Source organism: Pseudomonas plecoglossicida NBRC 103162 = DSM 15088 (assembly GCF_000730665.1).
Classification (GTDB): domain Bacteria; phylum Pseudomonadota; class Gammaproteobacteria; order Pseudomonadales; family Pseudomonadaceae; genus Aquipseudomonas; species Aquipseudomonas plecoglossicida.
On the sequence record NZ_BBIV01000005.1, the window covers coordinates 205,157 to 221,044 of the forward strand.

Genomic DNA, 15,888 nt, shown 5'->3' on the forward strand with positions numbered 1-15,888 from the left:
GGAGCTGGCTTGCCAGCGATTGGAGGCCAAGGGCCTCCCCGCTAGATCAATGCGCCCAAGGCAGGATAGGTATTGCGGTCACCGCATTCTGCGGGCTGCCCTCGATCATGCGGTCGCTATACACCAGGTACACCAGCGTATTGCGTTTCTTGTCCAGGAAGCGCACCACCTGCATGGTCTTGAACACCAGCGAGGTGCGCTCCTTGAACACCTCCTCGCCATCTTTCAACTCCCCCTTGAAGTTGATCGGCCCGACCTGACGGCAGGCGATCGACGCCTCTGCCCGGTCTTCCGCCAGCCCCAGCCCACCTTTCACACCGCCGGTCTTGGCGCGCGACAGGTAGCAGGTCACACCTTCGACCTTGGGATCGTCGAACGCCTCGACGACGATGCGGTCATTCGGCCCGACGAACTTGAACACGGTGGACACCTGGCCGATTTCCTCGGCCCCGGCGACCATCGGCACGGCCAGCGCGATCACCGCCAGCGCCCGCTTCAGCACGCTCATACCAGCACCAGATTGTCGCGGTGCACCAGTTCGGGCTCTGCGCTGTAGCCAAGCACGGACTCGATGGCATCGGACGGCTGACCGATGATCTTCTGCGCTTCCAGCGCGCTGTAGTTGGCCAGGCCACGGGCCACTTCCAGGCCATCGGGGCCGACGCAGACCACCATCTCGCCGCGGCGGAAGCTGCCCTGCACGGTCTTCACACCCACCGGCAACAGGCTCTTGTTGGCCTCACGCAGCGCCTGCACGGCGCCGGCGTCGAGCACCAGCGTACCGCGGGTCTGCAGGTGGCCTGCCAGCCACTGCTTGCGCGCCGCCAGCATGCCGCGCTCGGGCGACAGCAGCGTGCCCAGGCGCTCGCCGCTCTTGAGGCGGTCGAGCACGCGCTCGATGCGGCCACCGATGATGATGGTATGCGCGCCCGAGCGTGCCGCCAGGCGCGCCGCACGCAGCTTGGTCTGCATGCCGCCACGGCCCAGCGCGCCGCCGGTACCGCCGGCCACCGCATCGAGCGACGGGTCGTCGGCACGGGCCTCGTAGATCAGCTGCGCTTCGGGGTTGTTGCGCGGGTCGGCGTCGAACATACCGTCGCGGTCGGTGAGGATCACCAACAGGTCGGCTTCGACCAGGTTGGCCACCAGCGCGGCCAGGGTGTCGTTGTCACCGAAGCGGATTTCATCGGTGACCACGGTGTCGTTCTCGTTGATCACCGGTACCACGCCAAGGTCGACCAGGGTACGCAGGGTACTGCGGGCGTTCAGGTAACGCTTGCGGTCGGACAGGTCGTCGTGGGTCAGGAGGATCTGCGCAGTATGCTTGCCGTGCTCGCCGAAGCTCGACTCCCAGGCTTGCACCAGGCGCATCTGGCCGATCGAGGCGGCAGCCTGCAGCTCGTTCATCGCACTCGGTCGCGAGGTCCAGCCCAGCTGGCTCATGCCGGCAGCCACGGCCCCGGAGGAGACCAGTACCAACTCCACGCCTGCCTCACGCAGCGCGACCATCTGCTCGACCCACACGGCCATGGCGCCGCGGTCGAGGCCCTTGCCATCCGCCGTGAGCAGCGCACTACCGATCTTCACGACCCAGCGCTTGGCGCCAGTCACCTTGCTTCGCATCTTGTCTTCCAACCTATGTCGAATCTGTAGATACCGTAGATACAAAAACGCCGCTCCAAAGAGCGGCGTTCAGTGTACTGCAACCGATCAGTCGCGCACGTAAATGATTTCCGGGCCGTCTTCGTCGTCCTCGAAATCATCGTCCCAGGCATCGTCGTCGCCGATGTCGTGGACGCTCTTGACGCCGGTGCGGCGCAAGGTGCGGGCATCGTCCAGGGCCTGAAGCTGGGCGCGGGCCTCGTCTTCGATGCGCTGGTCGAGCTCGGCCAGTTCTTCGGCGTAGGCCGGGTCGTTGGCCAGGCGGTCGGCGCGGTCTTCGATGTAGCGCATCAGGTCGTGGCTGAGCTGCTCGGTGCCCTGCTTGGCGATGGCCGAGATCACGTAGACCGGGCCTTCCCACTGCAGGCGCTCGACCACTTCCTTGACGCGCTCGTCGCGCTCGTCGTCCATCAGCATGTCGGCCTTGTTCAGCACCAGCCAGCGCTCACGGTCGGTCAGCGACGGGCTGAAGCGGGTCAGCTCGTTGATGATCACCTCGGCGGCATCGGCCGGGCTGCTGCCATCCAGCGGCGCCAGGTCGACCAGGTGCAACAGCACGCGGGTACGCGCCAGGTGCTTGAGGAAGCGGATACCCAGGCCGGCACCGTCGGAGGCACCTTCGATCAGGCCGGGGATGTCGGCGATGACGAAGCTCTTCCAGCGGTCGACACTGACCACGCCCAGGTTCGGCACCAGGGTGGTGAACGGGTAGTCGGCCACCTTCGGCTTGGCGGCCGAGACGGAACGGATGAAGGTGCTCTTGCCGGCATTCGGCAGGCCCAGCAGGCCAACGTCGGCCAGAACCTTCAGCTCCATTTTCAGGTCGCGCTGATCACCCGGCTTGCCTGGGGTGGTCTGGCGCGGGGCACGGTTGGTGCTCGACTTGAAACGGGTGTTGCCCAGGCCGTGCCAGCCGCCCTGGGCGACCATCAGCTTCTGCCCTGGGGTGACCAGGTCGCCGATCACTTCCTGGGTCGAGGCGTCGATCACGGTGGTGCCGACCGGCACGCGCAGGAACAGGTCCTCGCCCTTCTTGCCGGTGCAGTCGGTGCTGCCGCCGTTGGAGCCGCGCTGGGCCTCGTGGTGACGGGTGTAGCGATAGTCGACCAGGGTGTTGAGGTTTTCGTCGGCGACCATGTACACCGAACCGCCATCACCGCCGTCACCGCCGTTGGGGCCACCGTTCTCGATGAACTTCTCGCGGCGGAAGCTCATGCAACCGTTACCGCCGTCACCGGCCTTGACCCGAATGGATACTTCGTCAACAAACTTCATTCAAAAACCGCCTCTCGCCAATCGGCGAGTTGAATACCTGAAAACCTGAGGCTCTTGCAAAAATGAGCGCGGCGGCCCCGTACGACCGTAGAAACCCACGCCGGCAGCCCATACAAACAGCTTTGCAAGAGGCTCACCACAAACGAAAAAGCCCCGTCGCATGACGGGGCTTCTGGAGCGACGTCGCGATTAAGCGGCGACGATGCTCACGTAACGGCGCATGAACTCGCCTTTCTTCTCGAACTTGATCACGCCTTCGATCTTGGCGAACAAGGTGTGATCCTTGCCCATGCCAACACCGTAGCCAGCGTGGAATTCGGTGCCGCGCTGACGGACGATGATGTTGCCCGGCTTGATAACCTGGCCGCCATACATCTTCACGCCAAGGCGTTTAGATTCTGAGTCGCGACCGTTACGAGTACTACCACCAGCCTTCTTGTGAGCCATGGTTCAATTCTCCAAATAAATTCAGGGGATCTAGGAAATTAAGCCTGGATACCGGTGATTTTGATCTCGGTGAACCACTGGCGGTGGCCCATACGCTTCATGTGGTGCTTACGACGACGGAACTTGATGATGCGAACCTTGTCGTGACGGCCTTGCGAAACGACTTCGGCAACCACTTTAGCGCCGGCGACGACTGGTGCGCCGATGGTGACTTCTTCACCGTTGGCAACCAGCAGAACGCGATCGAAGGTCACGGATTCGCCAGTGGCGATTTCCAGTTTCTCGATCTTGAGGAATTCACCTTCAGCGACTTTGTACTGCTTGCCGCCGGTAACGATTACTGCGTAAGACATGGGTATTTCTCCGATAATCCTGCTCACCCAGCGCTTTATATGATGAGTATTGGCTGGCATGGCTGCATGGGGCTGGAACGGCCCTGTGCAATTGCGTAAGGCAGGTGCTGCCCAGGAAGTTAGGGTGCGCGATTGTACGCAACCCGGCTTTTGCTTGCAAGTGCCGCCCCCGGGCCACGGGCAGCGCGCCTTGACACACCGGGACCTGCGACCTAGCATGCCGCGCAACCTCACTGGAGCAGCCGATGCAACCCCAAACCTTCTACCGCGCGGTAGCTGATGATTTCAGCGCCGTCGACGAGATCATCAAGAAGCAGCTGACCTCGCGCGTGCCGCTGGTATCGAAGATCGGCGACTATATCACGTCGGCCGGCGGCAAGCGCTTGCGTCCCCTGCTGGTGCTGCTGTGCGGCAAGGCCCTGGGCCGCGAGGGCGACGACCTGCGCCTGCTGGCCGCGACCATCGAGTTCCTGCACACCGCCACCCTGCTGCACGACGACGTGGTCGACATGTCCGGCATGCGCCGTGGCCGCTCCACCGCCAATGCCCTGTGGGGCAACGCGCCGAGCGTGCTGGTGGGCGACTTCCTTTATTCGCGCTCGTTCGAAATGATGGTCGAGCTGGGCTCGATGCCGGTCATGCAGATCCTCTCCAAGGCCACCCGCGTGATCGCCGAGGGCGAAGTACTGCAGCTGTCGCGGGTACGCGACGCCAGCACCACCGAAGAGGTCTACATGGAGGTCATTCGCGGCAAGACCGCGATGCTGTTCGAGGCCTCGACCCACAGCGCAGCGGCCCTGGCCGAAGCCACCGAGGAGCAGCGCGAAGCCCTGCGTACCTTTGGCGACCACCTGGGCGTAGCCTTCCAGCTGGTCGATGACCTGCTCGACTACGAAGGCGATGCCGAGGCCCTGGGCAAGAACGTTGGCGACGACCTGGCCGAAGGCAAGCCGACCCTGCCGCTGATCTACACCATGCGCGAAGGTACGCCGGAACAGGCTGCGCTGGTACGCCAGGCAATCCAGAAGGGTGGCCTGGAAGACCTGGAGCCGATTCGTGAAGCGGTCAAGGCCTCGGGTTCGCTGAAGTACACCGCCGAGTTGGCGCGTGATTACGTCAAGCGTGCCATCGCCTGCCTGGAAGTGCTGCCGGCCAGCGAATACCGGGATGCGCTGGTCGAGCTGAGCGAGTTTGCCGTCGCGCGTACGCACTGAGATCGCGTCGCCTTCATCGCGGGCAAGCCCGCTCCTACAGGATCAACATCGCCCTCGGGCATGCGCGATCCATGCAGGAGCGGGCTTGCCCGCGATGCTTTTGTGCAGACGAAAACACTTCCAGGAGAAAACCTTATACAATATGGGCCTTTACCGCCTGTCTGCTTAAGGAACCGAAGTGAGCACTCTGCCACCCTGCCCCAAATGCAACTCCGAATACACCTATGAGGATGGCACTCAGCTGATCTGCCCCGAATGCGCCCACGAGTGGTCGGCCAACGGCGAAGCCGAGGCTGCAGGCGACGACGTGGTGAAGAAGGATTCGGTCGGCAACGTGCTACAGGACGGTGACACCGTCACCGTGATCAAGGACCTCAAGGTCAAGGGTTCGTCCCTGGTGGTCAAGGTCGGCACCAAGGTCAAGAACATCCGCCTGTGCGACGGCGACCACGACATCGACTGCAAGATCGACGGCATCGGCGCCATGAAGCTGAAGTCGGAATTCGTGCGCAAGGTCTGATTGCACAAAATCCGCCAATTGGCGCTTGCTATTCTGATAATAAGAATTATTCTCATTGGGACCGCTATCCAAGGAGAATAGCCATGACTTATCTGATCGACGCCTGGCTGGACCGCCCCCACCCTTATCTGCGCATCCTGCACCGGGAAACCGGTGAAGTGTGCGCGGTGCTCGAGGAAGAAGCGCTGGATGAACTGCGCGACCAGGGAGACCTGGACCTTGAAGGGCTCAATTCGAGCGAGCCGATGGTGCTCAAGGAATTGGTGAGGAACCTGTTTCTGTTCTGCTATGCACGGGCGTTGCGCCCTGGGGGAACAGACTGGAATTGAGGCAGGACACAGCGCCGGCAAGCCGGCTCCCACAGGGACCGTGCAGCTTGCACAGAACCTTGTGGGAGCCGGCTTGCCGGCGATTGCGGTCTTACAGAACGTCGAGCAGCTCGACGTCGAACACCAGCACGCTGTGCGGCGGGATGCTGCCAACGCCCTGGGCGCCGTAGGCCAGCTCGCTCGGCACGTACAGGCGCCATTTGCTGCCAGCGTTCATCAGCTGCAGTGCTTCGGTCCAGCCGGCGATCACGCCACCGACCGGGAATTCGGCTGGCTGGCCGCGATCGTAGGAGCTGTCGAACACAGTGCCGTCGATCAGGGTGCCGTGGTAGTGGGTGCGCACGTTGCTCTCGCGGCTCGGCTTGGCGCCGTCACCTGCGGTCAGCACTTCGAACTGCAGGCCCGACGCCAGGGTGGTGATGCCATCACGCTTGGCGTTCTCGACCAGGAATTCCTTGCCGGCGGAAGCAGCAGCTTCTGCCTTGGCAGCGGCTTCGGCCTGCATCACTTCACGGATGACCTTGAAGCTGGCCGACAGGTCGGCTTCGCTGACGCGGCTGTCGGCGCCGTTGAAGGCGTCGGTCAGGCCGGCCAGGATGGCTTCCAGGCTTACGCCCGGTGGCGGGTTGTCGCGCAGTTGGCCGCCCAGCTGACGGCCGATGCCGTAGCTGACGCGGGTTTCGTCGGTGGACAGGTTGAGTTCGGACATTGTCGTGCTCCACTGCAGGGCGCAGTGCTGCCGCGCCCTTGATGAAAAGGGCGAGCAGCCTAGCACACTGGGGAGCTGCGAGCAGCTACCAGGCCGAACGCTGGGAAATCGGCACCTTGAGGTCTTCTTCCGGATGGGCGCCCATACCGCACATTTCATCCTGCACGGACCAGTGCACCAGGTTCATCGAGACCATCGGGATGGTTTGCAGAACCTTGCGCGCATCTTCCACCGAACGCACCCGCAAGCGCTCGCCACGGGTATCGGCCAAGGGATGGGCGCGGCCCTTGACCCGGGCCTCGAGCAGATAGTCACCGCCTTCGATGGCGATCAGATTGACTTCGTCGACATGGCCAGCCCTGGCCTCGGTGTTGAGCTGATGCAGGTTCATGGGAGCACCTCGCTGGTGGAACCAGGCATGAGTGCTCATTTTTTGTACAAGGTGGGAGATTGCACAAGGCATAACTGACGCCGCTCGTCAGTTGGACTGCGCTGGCCCCATCGCCGGCAAGCCGGTTCCCACAGGGCAAGGTGGTGTGCCGGCGATGGGGCCGGAAAGGACTCAGTGCTTGGTGAGCTTGTCCAGGTAGCCCATGCAGAACGCCGACACCACGAAGGTCATGTGGATGATCACGTACCACATCAGGTAGTCGGTGGAGATGTTCTGCGCATCCATGAACACCCGCAGCAGGTGGATGGACGAAATCGCCACGATCGAGGCGGCCACCTTCATCTTCAGCGACGAGGAGTCCATCTTGCCCAGCCAGTTGAGCTTCTCCTTGCTGTCGTCGATGTCCAGCTGCGAGACGAAGTTCTCGTAGCCCGAGATCATCACCATCACCAGCAAGCCGCCCACCAGCGACATGTCGATCAGCGACAGGATCACCAGGATCAGGTCGGCTTCGCTCAGGGCGAAGACGTTGGGCAGGACGTGAATGACTTCCTGGAAGAATTTCAGCGCCAGGGCCAGCAGGCCGAGGGACAAACCGAAGTAGATGGGGGCGAGCAGCCAGCGCGAGGCATACATCGCGTTTTCGAGAATACGTTCCATGGAGGGTTTGGGACTCGTCAGGTGACTGGAAAAGCGTGCGCGAGTATAGCCAGCCACCTGTGACAGCAAAAGCCTCATCGCCGGCAAGCCGGCTCCCACACAGACTGTGGTGTGCCCTGCTTTCAGGATTCAGGATGGAACTGGTAGTCCCCAAGGTTGCGGCAACGTTCGCCATTGATCCGGCGCAGCTGCGCTTGCAGGTGCAGCGTCCAGATCTGTGGCCCCTCCGTCACCTGATAGCCATGCAGGGTCAGGCTGTCGACGATGGCGTTGAGCACCGATTCGGCCACCAGCGGCCCATGGAAAGGTCCCTGGGCCTTGATCGCCGAAGGTTGCTCGCCGGCCATGCCGGCGGCGAACAGCAAGGTCCACATGCCGTTGTCCCCCGCCAGCGGACGGATGCTGCATTCGATGCGGGTCACCAGGCCCAGGCACTGGCGAGTAAGGCTGAGGTTGCGCATGGCCGCGTCCCCTCCATTGAGCCCTGTTCAGCCTGGAATGCCCAGGCTGTTTCCGTCCTGAACCCTGATGCCGTCCTTAGGTTCCAGCATAGAAGAACGGTACGGAAAGTTAGAAAAACGGCGCTGAACGGTAGCACATGGCCGCCAGCGCCGTTTAATTGACTCAGGCCGGCTTGGCCTGGGCAATCACCTCTTCAAGGCGCTCCTTTTCCGCCCTCTCGATCTCTTCTTCGCTGATCATTTCGGCGATCTCGCGCAGGCGCTCGACCACCCGGGCGTTGACGCTGCCTTCGCTGAACTGGCCCTTGTCGTCCTGTTCACCGGCGTCCTCGCCCACCAGCAGGCTCAGCGCCTCGTCGGCCTGGCTGACCGCATAGACATGGAACACGCCGTTCTCCACCGCCTGCAGCACGCGCTCGTCGAGCATCAGCGTGGCAACGTTGGCGCGCGGGATGATCACCCCCTGCTCGCCGGTCAGGCCGCGGGCCTCGCAGAGGCGGAAGAAGCCTTCGATCTTCTCGTTGACCCCGCCCACCGCCTGCACTTCGCCAAACTGGTTGATGGAGCCGGTGATGGCGAAGCACTGCTTGAGCGGTGTACGCGACAAGGCGGAAATCAGCGTGCAGGCCTCACCCAGCGAGGCACTGTCACCGTCCACGTAGCCGTAGGACTGTTCCAGGGCAATGCTCGCCGAAATCGCCAGGGGGAATTCCTGGGCATAGCGGCTGCCCAGGTAACCGGTGAGGATCATCACGCCCTTGGAGTGGATCGGCTGGCCCAGGTTGACCTCGCGCTCGATGTCGACGATGCCGCTGCCGCCCGGGTAGACAGTGGCGGAAATGCGCGCCGGCATGCCGAACGCCGAGTCGCCGACCTCCAGCACGGTGAGCCCGTTGCACTTGCCGATCGCCGCGCCCTCGCTGTCGATCAGGATGATGCCGGCGAGCATGTCGTCGAGCACCCGCTGCGAGACACGACCGGTACGCGTGGCCTTGGCCTTCAGCGCACGCTCGATGTGCCCGGCGTCGGTCATCTCGTCACTGGCCAGCTGGCGGATGAAATCGGCCTCGCTGACCAGCTGGAACAAGTCGCCGATACGGGCCGACAGGCGCGACTGGTTTTCCGCCAGGCGCGCGCTGTAGGTGGCCAGGCGTGCCACCGCATCGCTGGTCAGCGGCGCCATGCCTTCCTCGTTGGTGCGGGTGCGCAGCAACTGGGCGAACTGCTCCAGGTTCTCGTCGACCATGGGCATGTCTTCGTCGAAGTCCACCAGGACCCGGAACATCTCCTGGAAGTCCGAATCGTGGTCCTGCAACGCGTAGTACAGCTGGCGCGAGCCGATGATCACCAGCTTGACGTTGAGCGGGATCATCTGCGGCGTCAGGCTGACGGTGGCGACCCGGCCCAGCTCGCCCAGCGGCGACTCCATCTTCAGCTTGCGCGACTGCAGGGCACGCTTGAGCGCATCCCACACAAACGGCTCGCCAAGCATCTTCTCGGCTTCGAGGATCAGGAAGCCGCCATTGGCACGGTGCAGCGCACCCGGGCGAAGCTGGCGGTACGAGGTGTACAGCGCGCCCTGGTCGGTGCTGTATTCGATACGGCCGAACAGGTTGTCGTAGGTCGGGTGCGGCTCGAATACCACCGGTGCCCCACCGTCGGCGTGGTGGCCGACCACCAGGCTCGGCGCGTACTGTTCTTCGAGCAGCTTGCGCGCCACGGCATCGGTCTTGCTGTCGTCGACCAGTTGCTCGACCAGGGTGCGCAGCAGGTTCAACTGCACGGACTGCAGGTAGGCGCAAACCGCCGCGTTCTCGGCGTACTTTTCCGACAGCGGCGCCAGCAACGGCTGCAGGGCCAGGGTGATGGTCTCTTCGTTGAGCTGGCGCAGCTGGTTGTTCGACTCGCGCTTCCACTGCGGCAGGCTGGCGAGCTCCTCGTTCAGGCGTTCCTCGAGCAGGGCGATGTCCTCGTGGAACTGCTCACGCACTTCCTCCGGCAGCTGGGCGAACTCGGCTTCGTCCAGCGCCTTGCCGTCGGCCATCGGGGTGAAGGCGACATTGCTGGCATCGCGGTACAGGGCCACGTCCTTTTCCAGCGAGGCGCGCTCGATCACATCCAGGGCACGGTCGTAGCGCTGGTTGAAGGCGCGATCGATGGCGCCCTTCTTCTGCTGGTAGGACGGGTGCTCGAACACCGCCGGGAAGGTGGCCAGCAGGTTGTCGATCAGCCCGCCCATGTCGCTGGTGAATTCTGCGGCGCTGCCCGAGGGCAGTTCCAGGGCACGCGGTTCGCGGGTGTCGTCGAAGTGGTTGACGTAGACCCAGTCGGCCGGGGTCTGCTGACGCTTGCCCTCGGCCTTGAGGTAGCGCTTGACGAACGAGAAGCGGCCGGTGCCGGGCTCGCCCATCACATAAACGTTATAGCCAGGGCGCGGCATGGCCACGCCGAATTGCAGGGCCTCGACAGCTCGTTCCTGGCCCAGGACTCCGCGAAACGGCTCCAGATCGTCGGTATGGGTGAAGGCAAACTGCTCGGGGGAGAAGCGCCGGGTCAGGGCTTCAGGCGCAAGACGCAGGCGCGCAGCGACAGGATCGGGCATTGGGTTTCCTTACTTCGGCGGGGCGGATACGCAGCATTCTGGCGCTGCCCGCGCGCGCCTTGCAAGGCTCGGCGGGACTTTATGTCGCAGCGCCCGCGCGGTAGTACAGGAGCAAATTTTTCGCAATGAATGACGCAACCTTTAGATCGTGCCTAAACTCCAAGCTGCGCGGGTGGGTGAAATGCTTCCCCGACCTGGCAACCGAGTTGCCAGAAACCCTGACCCTTGGTTAAGACAAATAGAGAACAAATGCTATGAAACGGATTCTTCTGGGTACTCTGTTCACCGTGGTCTCCCTCAACGCCATGGCCGAAGCGCCAGGTGGCCCAAACTGCGGCTGGGGCAACATGCTGTTCGAAGGCCAGCGCGGCACACCGGCCCACTTCCTGGCCTCCACCACCAACGGCACCTCCGGCAACGCCACCTTCGGCATGACCTCCGGCACCAACGGCTGCTCCACCAAGGCCTCGCTGACCTACGGTGGCAAGTCCTGGTTCGCCATGAACGGCATGATGAACGAACTGTCCGAAGACATGGCCATGGGCCAGGGCGAAGCCCTGACCACCTATGCCGTGGTCCTTGGCGTGGCACCGGAAGACCGCAGCTACTTCGCTTCGGTCGCCCACCAGCACTTCAACCAGATCTTCAGCAGCGCCGACGTGACTGCCGAGACTGTCCACAGCAACACCCTCGCCGTTCTGAAGAACGACCCGCGCCTGGCCAAGTACGCTACCGAGGCCTGATGCCGGTTGCTCCCGCCCCGGCTCCGGGGCGGGCTTCGCCCTTTCTTTCGGCATCGTTCAGACGTAGTTGCCCGACATGCTCAAACGCCTCGCTTACCTGGCGCTGTGTGCCTGCGCCCCGCTCCATGCTGCACCCGTGCTGGATGAAGGCCGTCTCCAGCAACTGGCCAACACCCCTTACTGGATTGCCCTGGGCCATTATGAAACCGCCAAGCTTGGCGGCTGGCGCAGCTATGTGGACGATGACAACTTCTTCCTCGCCGACGACGGCGCGCACCACCCGGACCGCGAACTGCGGGCCACGGTGCAGGCGCTGTATGCCCCGGCCAGCCTTGGCGACAAGCACGCCCAGTGCGTCTTCCCCGCGCGCACCCGCTGGCTGCGCGAGCAGCTTGACCTGCAAGGCCTGCCGCAGCCGGACTGCCAGGAGTTCAAGACCTGGTACCAGTCGATCGACCCGCACAGTGCTGCCTTGATCTTCCCGGCGGCCTACCTGAACAGCCCGTCGTCGATGTTCGGCCATACCCTGCTGCGCATCGACCAGTCCACCACCCGCAGCGACGACACCACGCTGCTGAGCTACGCGATCAACTTCGGCGCCTACATCGAAGGCAGCGACAACAGCATCCTGTACGCCTGGAAAGGCCTGATGGGCGGCTACCCGGGCCTGTTCGCGCTGATGCCCTACCAGGAAAAACTCTCCGAGTACCGCAGCCTGGAGAACCGCGACCTGTGGGAATACCAGCTGGACCTGACGCCCGAGGAAACCGGGCGCATGGTCGAGCATGTGTGGGAGCTCAAGCAGGTCCAGTTCGACTATTTCTTCTTCGACGAAAACTGCTCGTACCGTTTGCTCGAATTGCTGCAAGTGGCCCGGCCGAGCCTGGACCTGACCTCGCAGTTCCCGATCACCGCCATCCCCACCGATACGGTCAAGGCGGTGAAGCAGTCGGGGCTGGTCGCCAGTGAAACCTACCGCCCGTCGCGCGAACGCGAACTGCTGGCCCGCGCAGAGCCCTTGGACCACGACGAAAAGCGCCAGGTACTGGCAGTGAGTGCCGACACGGCTCAGTTGCAAAGCCCCGCGTTCACCGCCCTGCCCCGCGACCGCCAGGCCTTGGTGCAGGATGCCGCGTACCGCCTGGAGCGCTACCGCGCCAATGGCCAGGAGCGCGACCCCGGCCAGGCACGGCGCAGTTTCGAGCTGCTGCGGGCGATCAACAGCAACCCGCCGCCGCCGTTGCAGATCGAACGCCCCGGCCTGCCCGAGGACGGCCATGACTCGCGCACCTGGCAACTGGGGGTCGGCACACGCGAAGACCGTGCCTACGCCGAGTACGGCCTGCGCATGGCCTATCACGACCTCAACGACAACGCCTACGGCTTCCCCCTCGGCGCACAGATCGAAATCCTCCAGCTCAAGCTGCGCCAGTACGAAGGCAACGACTGGCAGGTGCAACGCCTGGACCTGGCGACGATCCGCTCGCTGACACCGCGCAACGAACTGCTCAAGCCCTGGTCATGGCAGGTGGCCGGCGGCCTGGAACGGGTGCCGGGCAAGCATGACGACGAGGTGCTGGTGAGCCATGTCAACGGCGGCGCCGGGGGGACCTGGCAACTGGCCGACGGGTTGCTGGGCTTTGCCCTGGGTACCGTGCGGGTCGAGCACCACAACGACTTCGCCCAGTTCGTCGCCCCGGCGGCGGGGTTCAATGGCGGGCTGCTGTGGCGCAACGGGCTGGGCAACCTGACGCTGGAGGCCAAGGGGGACTACTTCACCAATGGCGAAGTGCGGCGTAACGTGAGCCTGAACCAGCAGTGGGAAATCAGCCAGAACCTGGGTTTGCGACTGAGTGCTTCGCGGGAGTTCAGCCATCTGGCGACGGCGCAGAATGAGGTGATGCTGGAGCTGAAGTGGTATCACTATTGAAGTTGGATGTTGCCTGTACCGGCCCCATCGCCGGCAAGCCGGCGATGGGGCCGGTACAGGCAACCTTGTGAACCAACCGACGCTTTGACACGCTTTTGACAGCCCCACGACAACTGAGCACCTAGACTTTCCTGTATCACTCAGGAGGCCTTGAAATTCATGTCGCGGTACTGGTTCGGCCTCTGCATCGCCTTGCTCCTGGCAGGCTGCGAATCCACCCACGAGCAAATGCTCAGCCAAGGCTACCCCCCTTCCTACGCCGACGGTTTCAAGGACGGCTGCAGCAGTGGCCACCAGGCCGCCGAATCGATGGCCGGCGACTTTCGCAAGGATGTCTCGCGCTACCTGCAGAACCGCCAGTACGAAAGCGGCTGGGACGATGGCTTTCGCCAGTGCAACGCCATCCAGAAAGACGACGATGAACGCCAATACCGTGACCGCTACTGGAACGAGCGTGACCGCGAATGGCAGCAGGAGAAAGACCGCGACGCCGCACGTGCCTATCGCCACGACTAGGTCGCAAGCGGACATCCCTTGAAACCACCGACCTGTCACCATGGTCTCCAGCACAAGGAGGCCTGCCAATGAGCCGAGCATTCGTCAACGAGGACCAGGCCGCCGCCCAGGCCGATCAACCGGTGGAGCGGCGGGTCAGCGACCAACCCAACTACGTCACCGCCAGTGGTCTGCACCAGCTGCAGCAGCGCGTTGCCGAGCTCAATGCCTTGCGCAGTGAATTGCAGGCTCAAGGCGAGCACGCGGACAAACAACGCCTGGCCGATACCGAACGCGACCTGCGCTATTTCAGCGCCCGGGTGCAGAGCGCGCAGGTGGTGCCTGCCGCCACCTCGGTCGACAAGGTGCAGATTGGTAGCCAGGTGAGGTTTTTAGATGAGCAAGACCAGGAGCACGTGGTGCGGCTGGTCGGGGAAGATGAAGCCGATGCCAGCCATGGGCTGATCAACTGGGGTTCGCCGTTGGGGCGGGCGTTGCTGGGGGCCGGGCCTGGGGATGAGGTGATGTGGCAGCGGCCGGTGGGGGATCAGTCGATAGAAATCATCGAGATCGTGGGCGAAGGTTGAAAGGCAGGGCCGCTGCGCGCCCCAATCGCCACCAAGCCTGCTCCCACATTGTTCAGCTGTGGGAGCAGGCTTGCCGGCGATTGGGCTGCAAAGCAGCCCCCAGGGCCTGTATCAGACCACGCCCTGGGCCAGCATGGCGTCGGCAACTTTCACGAAGCCTGCGATGTTCGCGCCCTTCACGTAGTTGATCTTGCCATCGGCCTCTTCACCGTAATGCACGCAAGCATGGTGAATCGACTGCATGATGTTGTGCAGCTTGCTGTCCACTTCGCCTGCTGTCCACAGCAGGCGCATGGCGTTCTGCGACATCTCCAGGCCCGACACTGCCACGCCACCGGCGTTCGACGCCTTGCCCGGGGCATAGAGGATGCCGGCCTCGATGAACAGATCCACAGCCTCCAGGGTGGTCGGCATGTTGGCGCCTTCGGCGACGCAGATGCAGCCATTGCGCAGCAGGGTGCGCGCGTCTTCGATATCCAGTTCGTTCTGCGTGGCGCACGGCAGGGCGATGTCGCACGGCAGGCTCCACGGAGTCTGGCCCTTGCGGAACTCAAGGCCGAACTGCTCGGCCAGCTCGCTGATACGGCCACGCTTGACGTTCTTCAGGTGCATCAGCGCGTCCCACTGGGCGTCGGTCAGGCCCGCCTCGGCGTACAGGGTGCCTTCGGAGTCCGACAGCGAGATGACCTTGCCGCCCAGGTCCATGACCTTGCGCGCTGCGTACTGGGCCACGTTGCCCGAGCCGGAAACGGCCACGCGACGGCCATCGATGCGCAGGTCCTGGCGCTTGAGCATTTCTTCGGCGAAGTACACACAGCCGTAGCCGGTGGCTTCAGGGCGGATCAGGCTGCCGCCGTAGGTCATGCCCTTGCCGGTCAGCACCGAGGTGAACTGGTTGGCCAGGCGCTTGTACTGGCCGAACATGAAGCCGATCTCGCGGGCGCCCACGCCGATGTCACCGGCCGGCACGTCGAGGTCGGCGCCGATGTGGCGGTACAGCTCGCTCATGAAGGCCTGGCAGAAGCGCATGACTTCGGCATCGCTCTTGCCCTTCGGATCGAAGTCCGAGCCACCTTTGCCGCCGCCCATGGGCAGCGAGGTGAGGGAGTTCTTGAACACTTGCTCGAAGGCCAGGAACTTCAGCACGCCCAGGTTCACCGACGGGTGGAAGCGCAGGCCGCCCTTGTACGGGCCGATGGCGCTGCTCATCTGGATGCGGTAGCCGCGGTTGACCTGCACCTTGCCCTGGTCGTCGACCCACGACACGCGGAACAGAACGGCGCGCTCGGGTTCGACCATGCGCTCGAGGATGCCGGCTTCAAGGTAGTGGGGATTGGCTTCGAGGAACGGCCAGAGGCTGCGCAGCACCTCTTCGACGGCCTGGTGGAATTCAGGTTGCGCCGGGTCACGTTGCTTCAGGCGCGCGAGGAAATGGTCGACAGATTCGATCATGGTAGACGTCTCACCAAGAGGGATTGGACTTTTTGGTTTTTTCGGAAATGTACCAAGA

The 15,888-nt window shown here is 63.5% G+C and carries 18 protein-coding genes; 7 read left to right on the forward strand and 11 right to left on the reverse strand.

What is annotated here, in order from left to right; genetic code table 11:
- Positions 1–46: 46 nt before the first annotated feature.
- The 5 genes from PPL01S_RS03900 to rplU form a co-directional block, all read right to left on the reverse strand.
- A complete protein-coding gene (locus PPL01S_RS03900; protein ID WP_016392847.1) occupies positions 47–508 on the reverse strand; it encodes a CreA family protein in 462 nt (153 codons plus the stop codon).
- Positions 505–1,623, reverse strand: a complete 1,119-nt coding sequence (proB, locus tag PPL01S_RS03905) for a glutamate 5-kinase (RefSeq protein WP_016392848.1) — start codon at positions 1,621–1,623, stop codon at positions 505–507. Before proB ends, PPL01S_RS03900 begins: the two co-directional genes overlap by 4 nt.
- An 87-nt stretch (positions 1,624–1,710) precedes the next feature.
- Positions 1,711–2,937, reverse strand: coding sequence for an Obg family GTPase CgtA (gene cgtA, locus PPL01S_RS03910; RefSeq protein ID WP_016392849.1), 1,227 nt, complete (start codon positions 2,935–2,937; stop codon positions 1,711–1,713).
- A gap of 189 nt (positions 2,938–3,126) precedes the next feature.
- Positions 3,127–3,384, reverse strand: a complete 258-nt coding sequence (gene rpmA, locus PPL01S_RS03915; protein ID WP_003247464.1) for a 50S ribosomal protein L27 — start codon at positions 3,382–3,384, stop codon at positions 3,127–3,129.
- A gap of 38 nt (positions 3,385–3,422) precedes the next feature.
- On the reverse strand, positions 3,423–3,737 hold the full coding sequence (gene rplU / locus PPL01S_RS03920) for a 50S ribosomal protein L21 (RefSeq protein WP_008092021.1): 315 nt from the start codon (positions 3,735–3,737) through the stop codon (positions 3,423–3,425).
- A gap of 245 nt (positions 3,738–3,982) precedes the next feature.
- Between rplU and PPL01S_RS03925 the strand changes: the two genes are divergently transcribed.
- The 3 genes from PPL01S_RS03925 (at position 3,983) to PPL01S_RS03935 (ending at position 5,800) form a co-directional block, all read left to right on the forward strand.
- On the forward strand, positions 3,983–4,951 hold the full coding sequence (locus PPL01S_RS03925; RefSeq protein ID WP_016392850.1) for a polyprenyl synthetase family protein: 969 nt from the start codon (positions 3,983–3,985) through the stop codon (positions 4,949–4,951).
- A gap of 178 nt (positions 4,952–5,129) precedes the next feature.
- Positions 5,130–5,471 (forward strand): zinc ribbon domain-containing protein YjdM, encoded by a 342-nt coding sequence (locus tag PPL01S_RS03930; protein WP_016392851.1) that lies wholly within the window; start codon positions 5,130–5,132, stop codon positions 5,469–5,471.
- Positions 5,472–5,554: 83 nt separating this feature from the next.
- Positions 5,555–5,800: a PA4570 family protein gene (locus tag PPL01S_RS03935; protein ID WP_016392852.1), complete on the forward strand. Its 246-nt coding sequence runs from the start codon at positions 5,555–5,557 to the stop codon at positions 5,798–5,800.
- Between the two features lie 91 nt (positions 5,801–5,891).
- Here PPL01S_RS03935 and bamJ read toward each other — a convergent pair whose 3' ends face one another.
- From bamJ to PPL01S_RS03960, 5 genes are all read right to left on the reverse strand, one after another.
- Positions 5,892–6,509: a BamJ family beta-barrel-assembly machinery protein gene (gene bamJ / locus PPL01S_RS03940; RefSeq protein ID WP_016392853.1), complete on the reverse strand. Its 618-nt coding sequence runs from the start codon at positions 6,507–6,509 to the stop codon at positions 5,892–5,894.
- An 85-nt stretch (positions 6,510–6,594) separates the two neighbouring features.
- Complete coding sequence (locus PPL01S_RS03945) at positions 6,595–6,900, reverse strand: DUF6482 family protein (RefSeq protein ID WP_016392854.1); 306 nt, start codon at positions 6,898–6,900, stop codon at positions 6,595–6,597.
- 171 nt (positions 6,901–7,071) lie between these two features.
- Positions 7,072–7,560: a TIGR00645 family protein gene (locus PPL01S_RS03950; RefSeq protein WP_008092009.1), complete on the reverse strand. Its 489-nt coding sequence runs from the start codon at positions 7,558–7,560 to the stop codon at positions 7,072–7,074.
- Positions 7,561–7,682: 122 nt separating this feature from the next.
- Complete coding sequence (locus PPL01S_RS03955) at positions 7,683–8,021, reverse strand: PA4575 family protein (RefSeq protein WP_016392855.1); 339 nt, start codon at positions 8,019–8,021, stop codon at positions 7,683–7,685.
- Between the two features lie 163 nt (positions 8,022–8,184).
- Positions 8,185–10,623, reverse strand: coding sequence for a Lon protease family protein (locus PPL01S_RS03960; RefSeq protein ID WP_028625285.1), 2,439 nt, complete (start codon positions 10,621–10,623; stop codon positions 8,185–8,187).
- Between the two features lie 254 nt (positions 10,624–10,877).
- Between PPL01S_RS03960 and PPL01S_RS03965 the strand changes: the two genes are divergently transcribed.
- The 4 genes from PPL01S_RS03965 (at position 10,878) to PPL01S_RS03980 (ending at position 14,378) form a co-directional block, all read left to right on the forward strand.
- Positions 10,878–11,366, forward strand: a complete 489-nt coding sequence (locus PPL01S_RS03965; RefSeq protein WP_016392857.1) for a DUF3015 domain-containing protein — start codon at positions 10,878–10,880, stop codon at positions 11,364–11,366.
- Between the two features lie 76 nt (positions 11,367–11,442).
- Positions 11,443–13,296: an Lnb N-terminal periplasmic domain-containing protein gene (locus PPL01S_RS03970; protein ID WP_016392858.1), complete on the forward strand. Its 1,854-nt coding sequence runs from the start codon at positions 11,443–11,445 to the stop codon at positions 13,294–13,296.
- Between the two features lie 159 nt (positions 13,297–13,455).
- A complete protein-coding gene (locus tag PPL01S_RS03975) occupies positions 13,456–13,812 on the forward strand; it encodes a lipoprotein (protein ID WP_016392859.1) in 357 nt (118 codons plus the stop codon).
- Between the two features lie 68 nt (positions 13,813–13,880).
- Complete coding sequence (locus PPL01S_RS03980) at positions 13,881–14,378, forward strand: GreA/GreB family elongation factor (protein ID WP_028625284.1); 498 nt, start codon at positions 13,881–13,883, stop codon at positions 14,376–14,378.
- A gap of 111 nt (positions 14,379–14,489) precedes the next feature.
- Here PPL01S_RS03980 and gdhA read toward each other — a convergent pair whose 3' ends face one another.
- Entirely contained in the window at positions 14,490–15,830 is a 1,341-nt protein-coding gene (gdhA, locus tag PPL01S_RS03985; RefSeq protein WP_016392861.1) for an NADP-specific glutamate dehydrogenase, read from the reverse strand.
- Positions 15,831–15,888 lie beyond the last annotated feature (58 nt).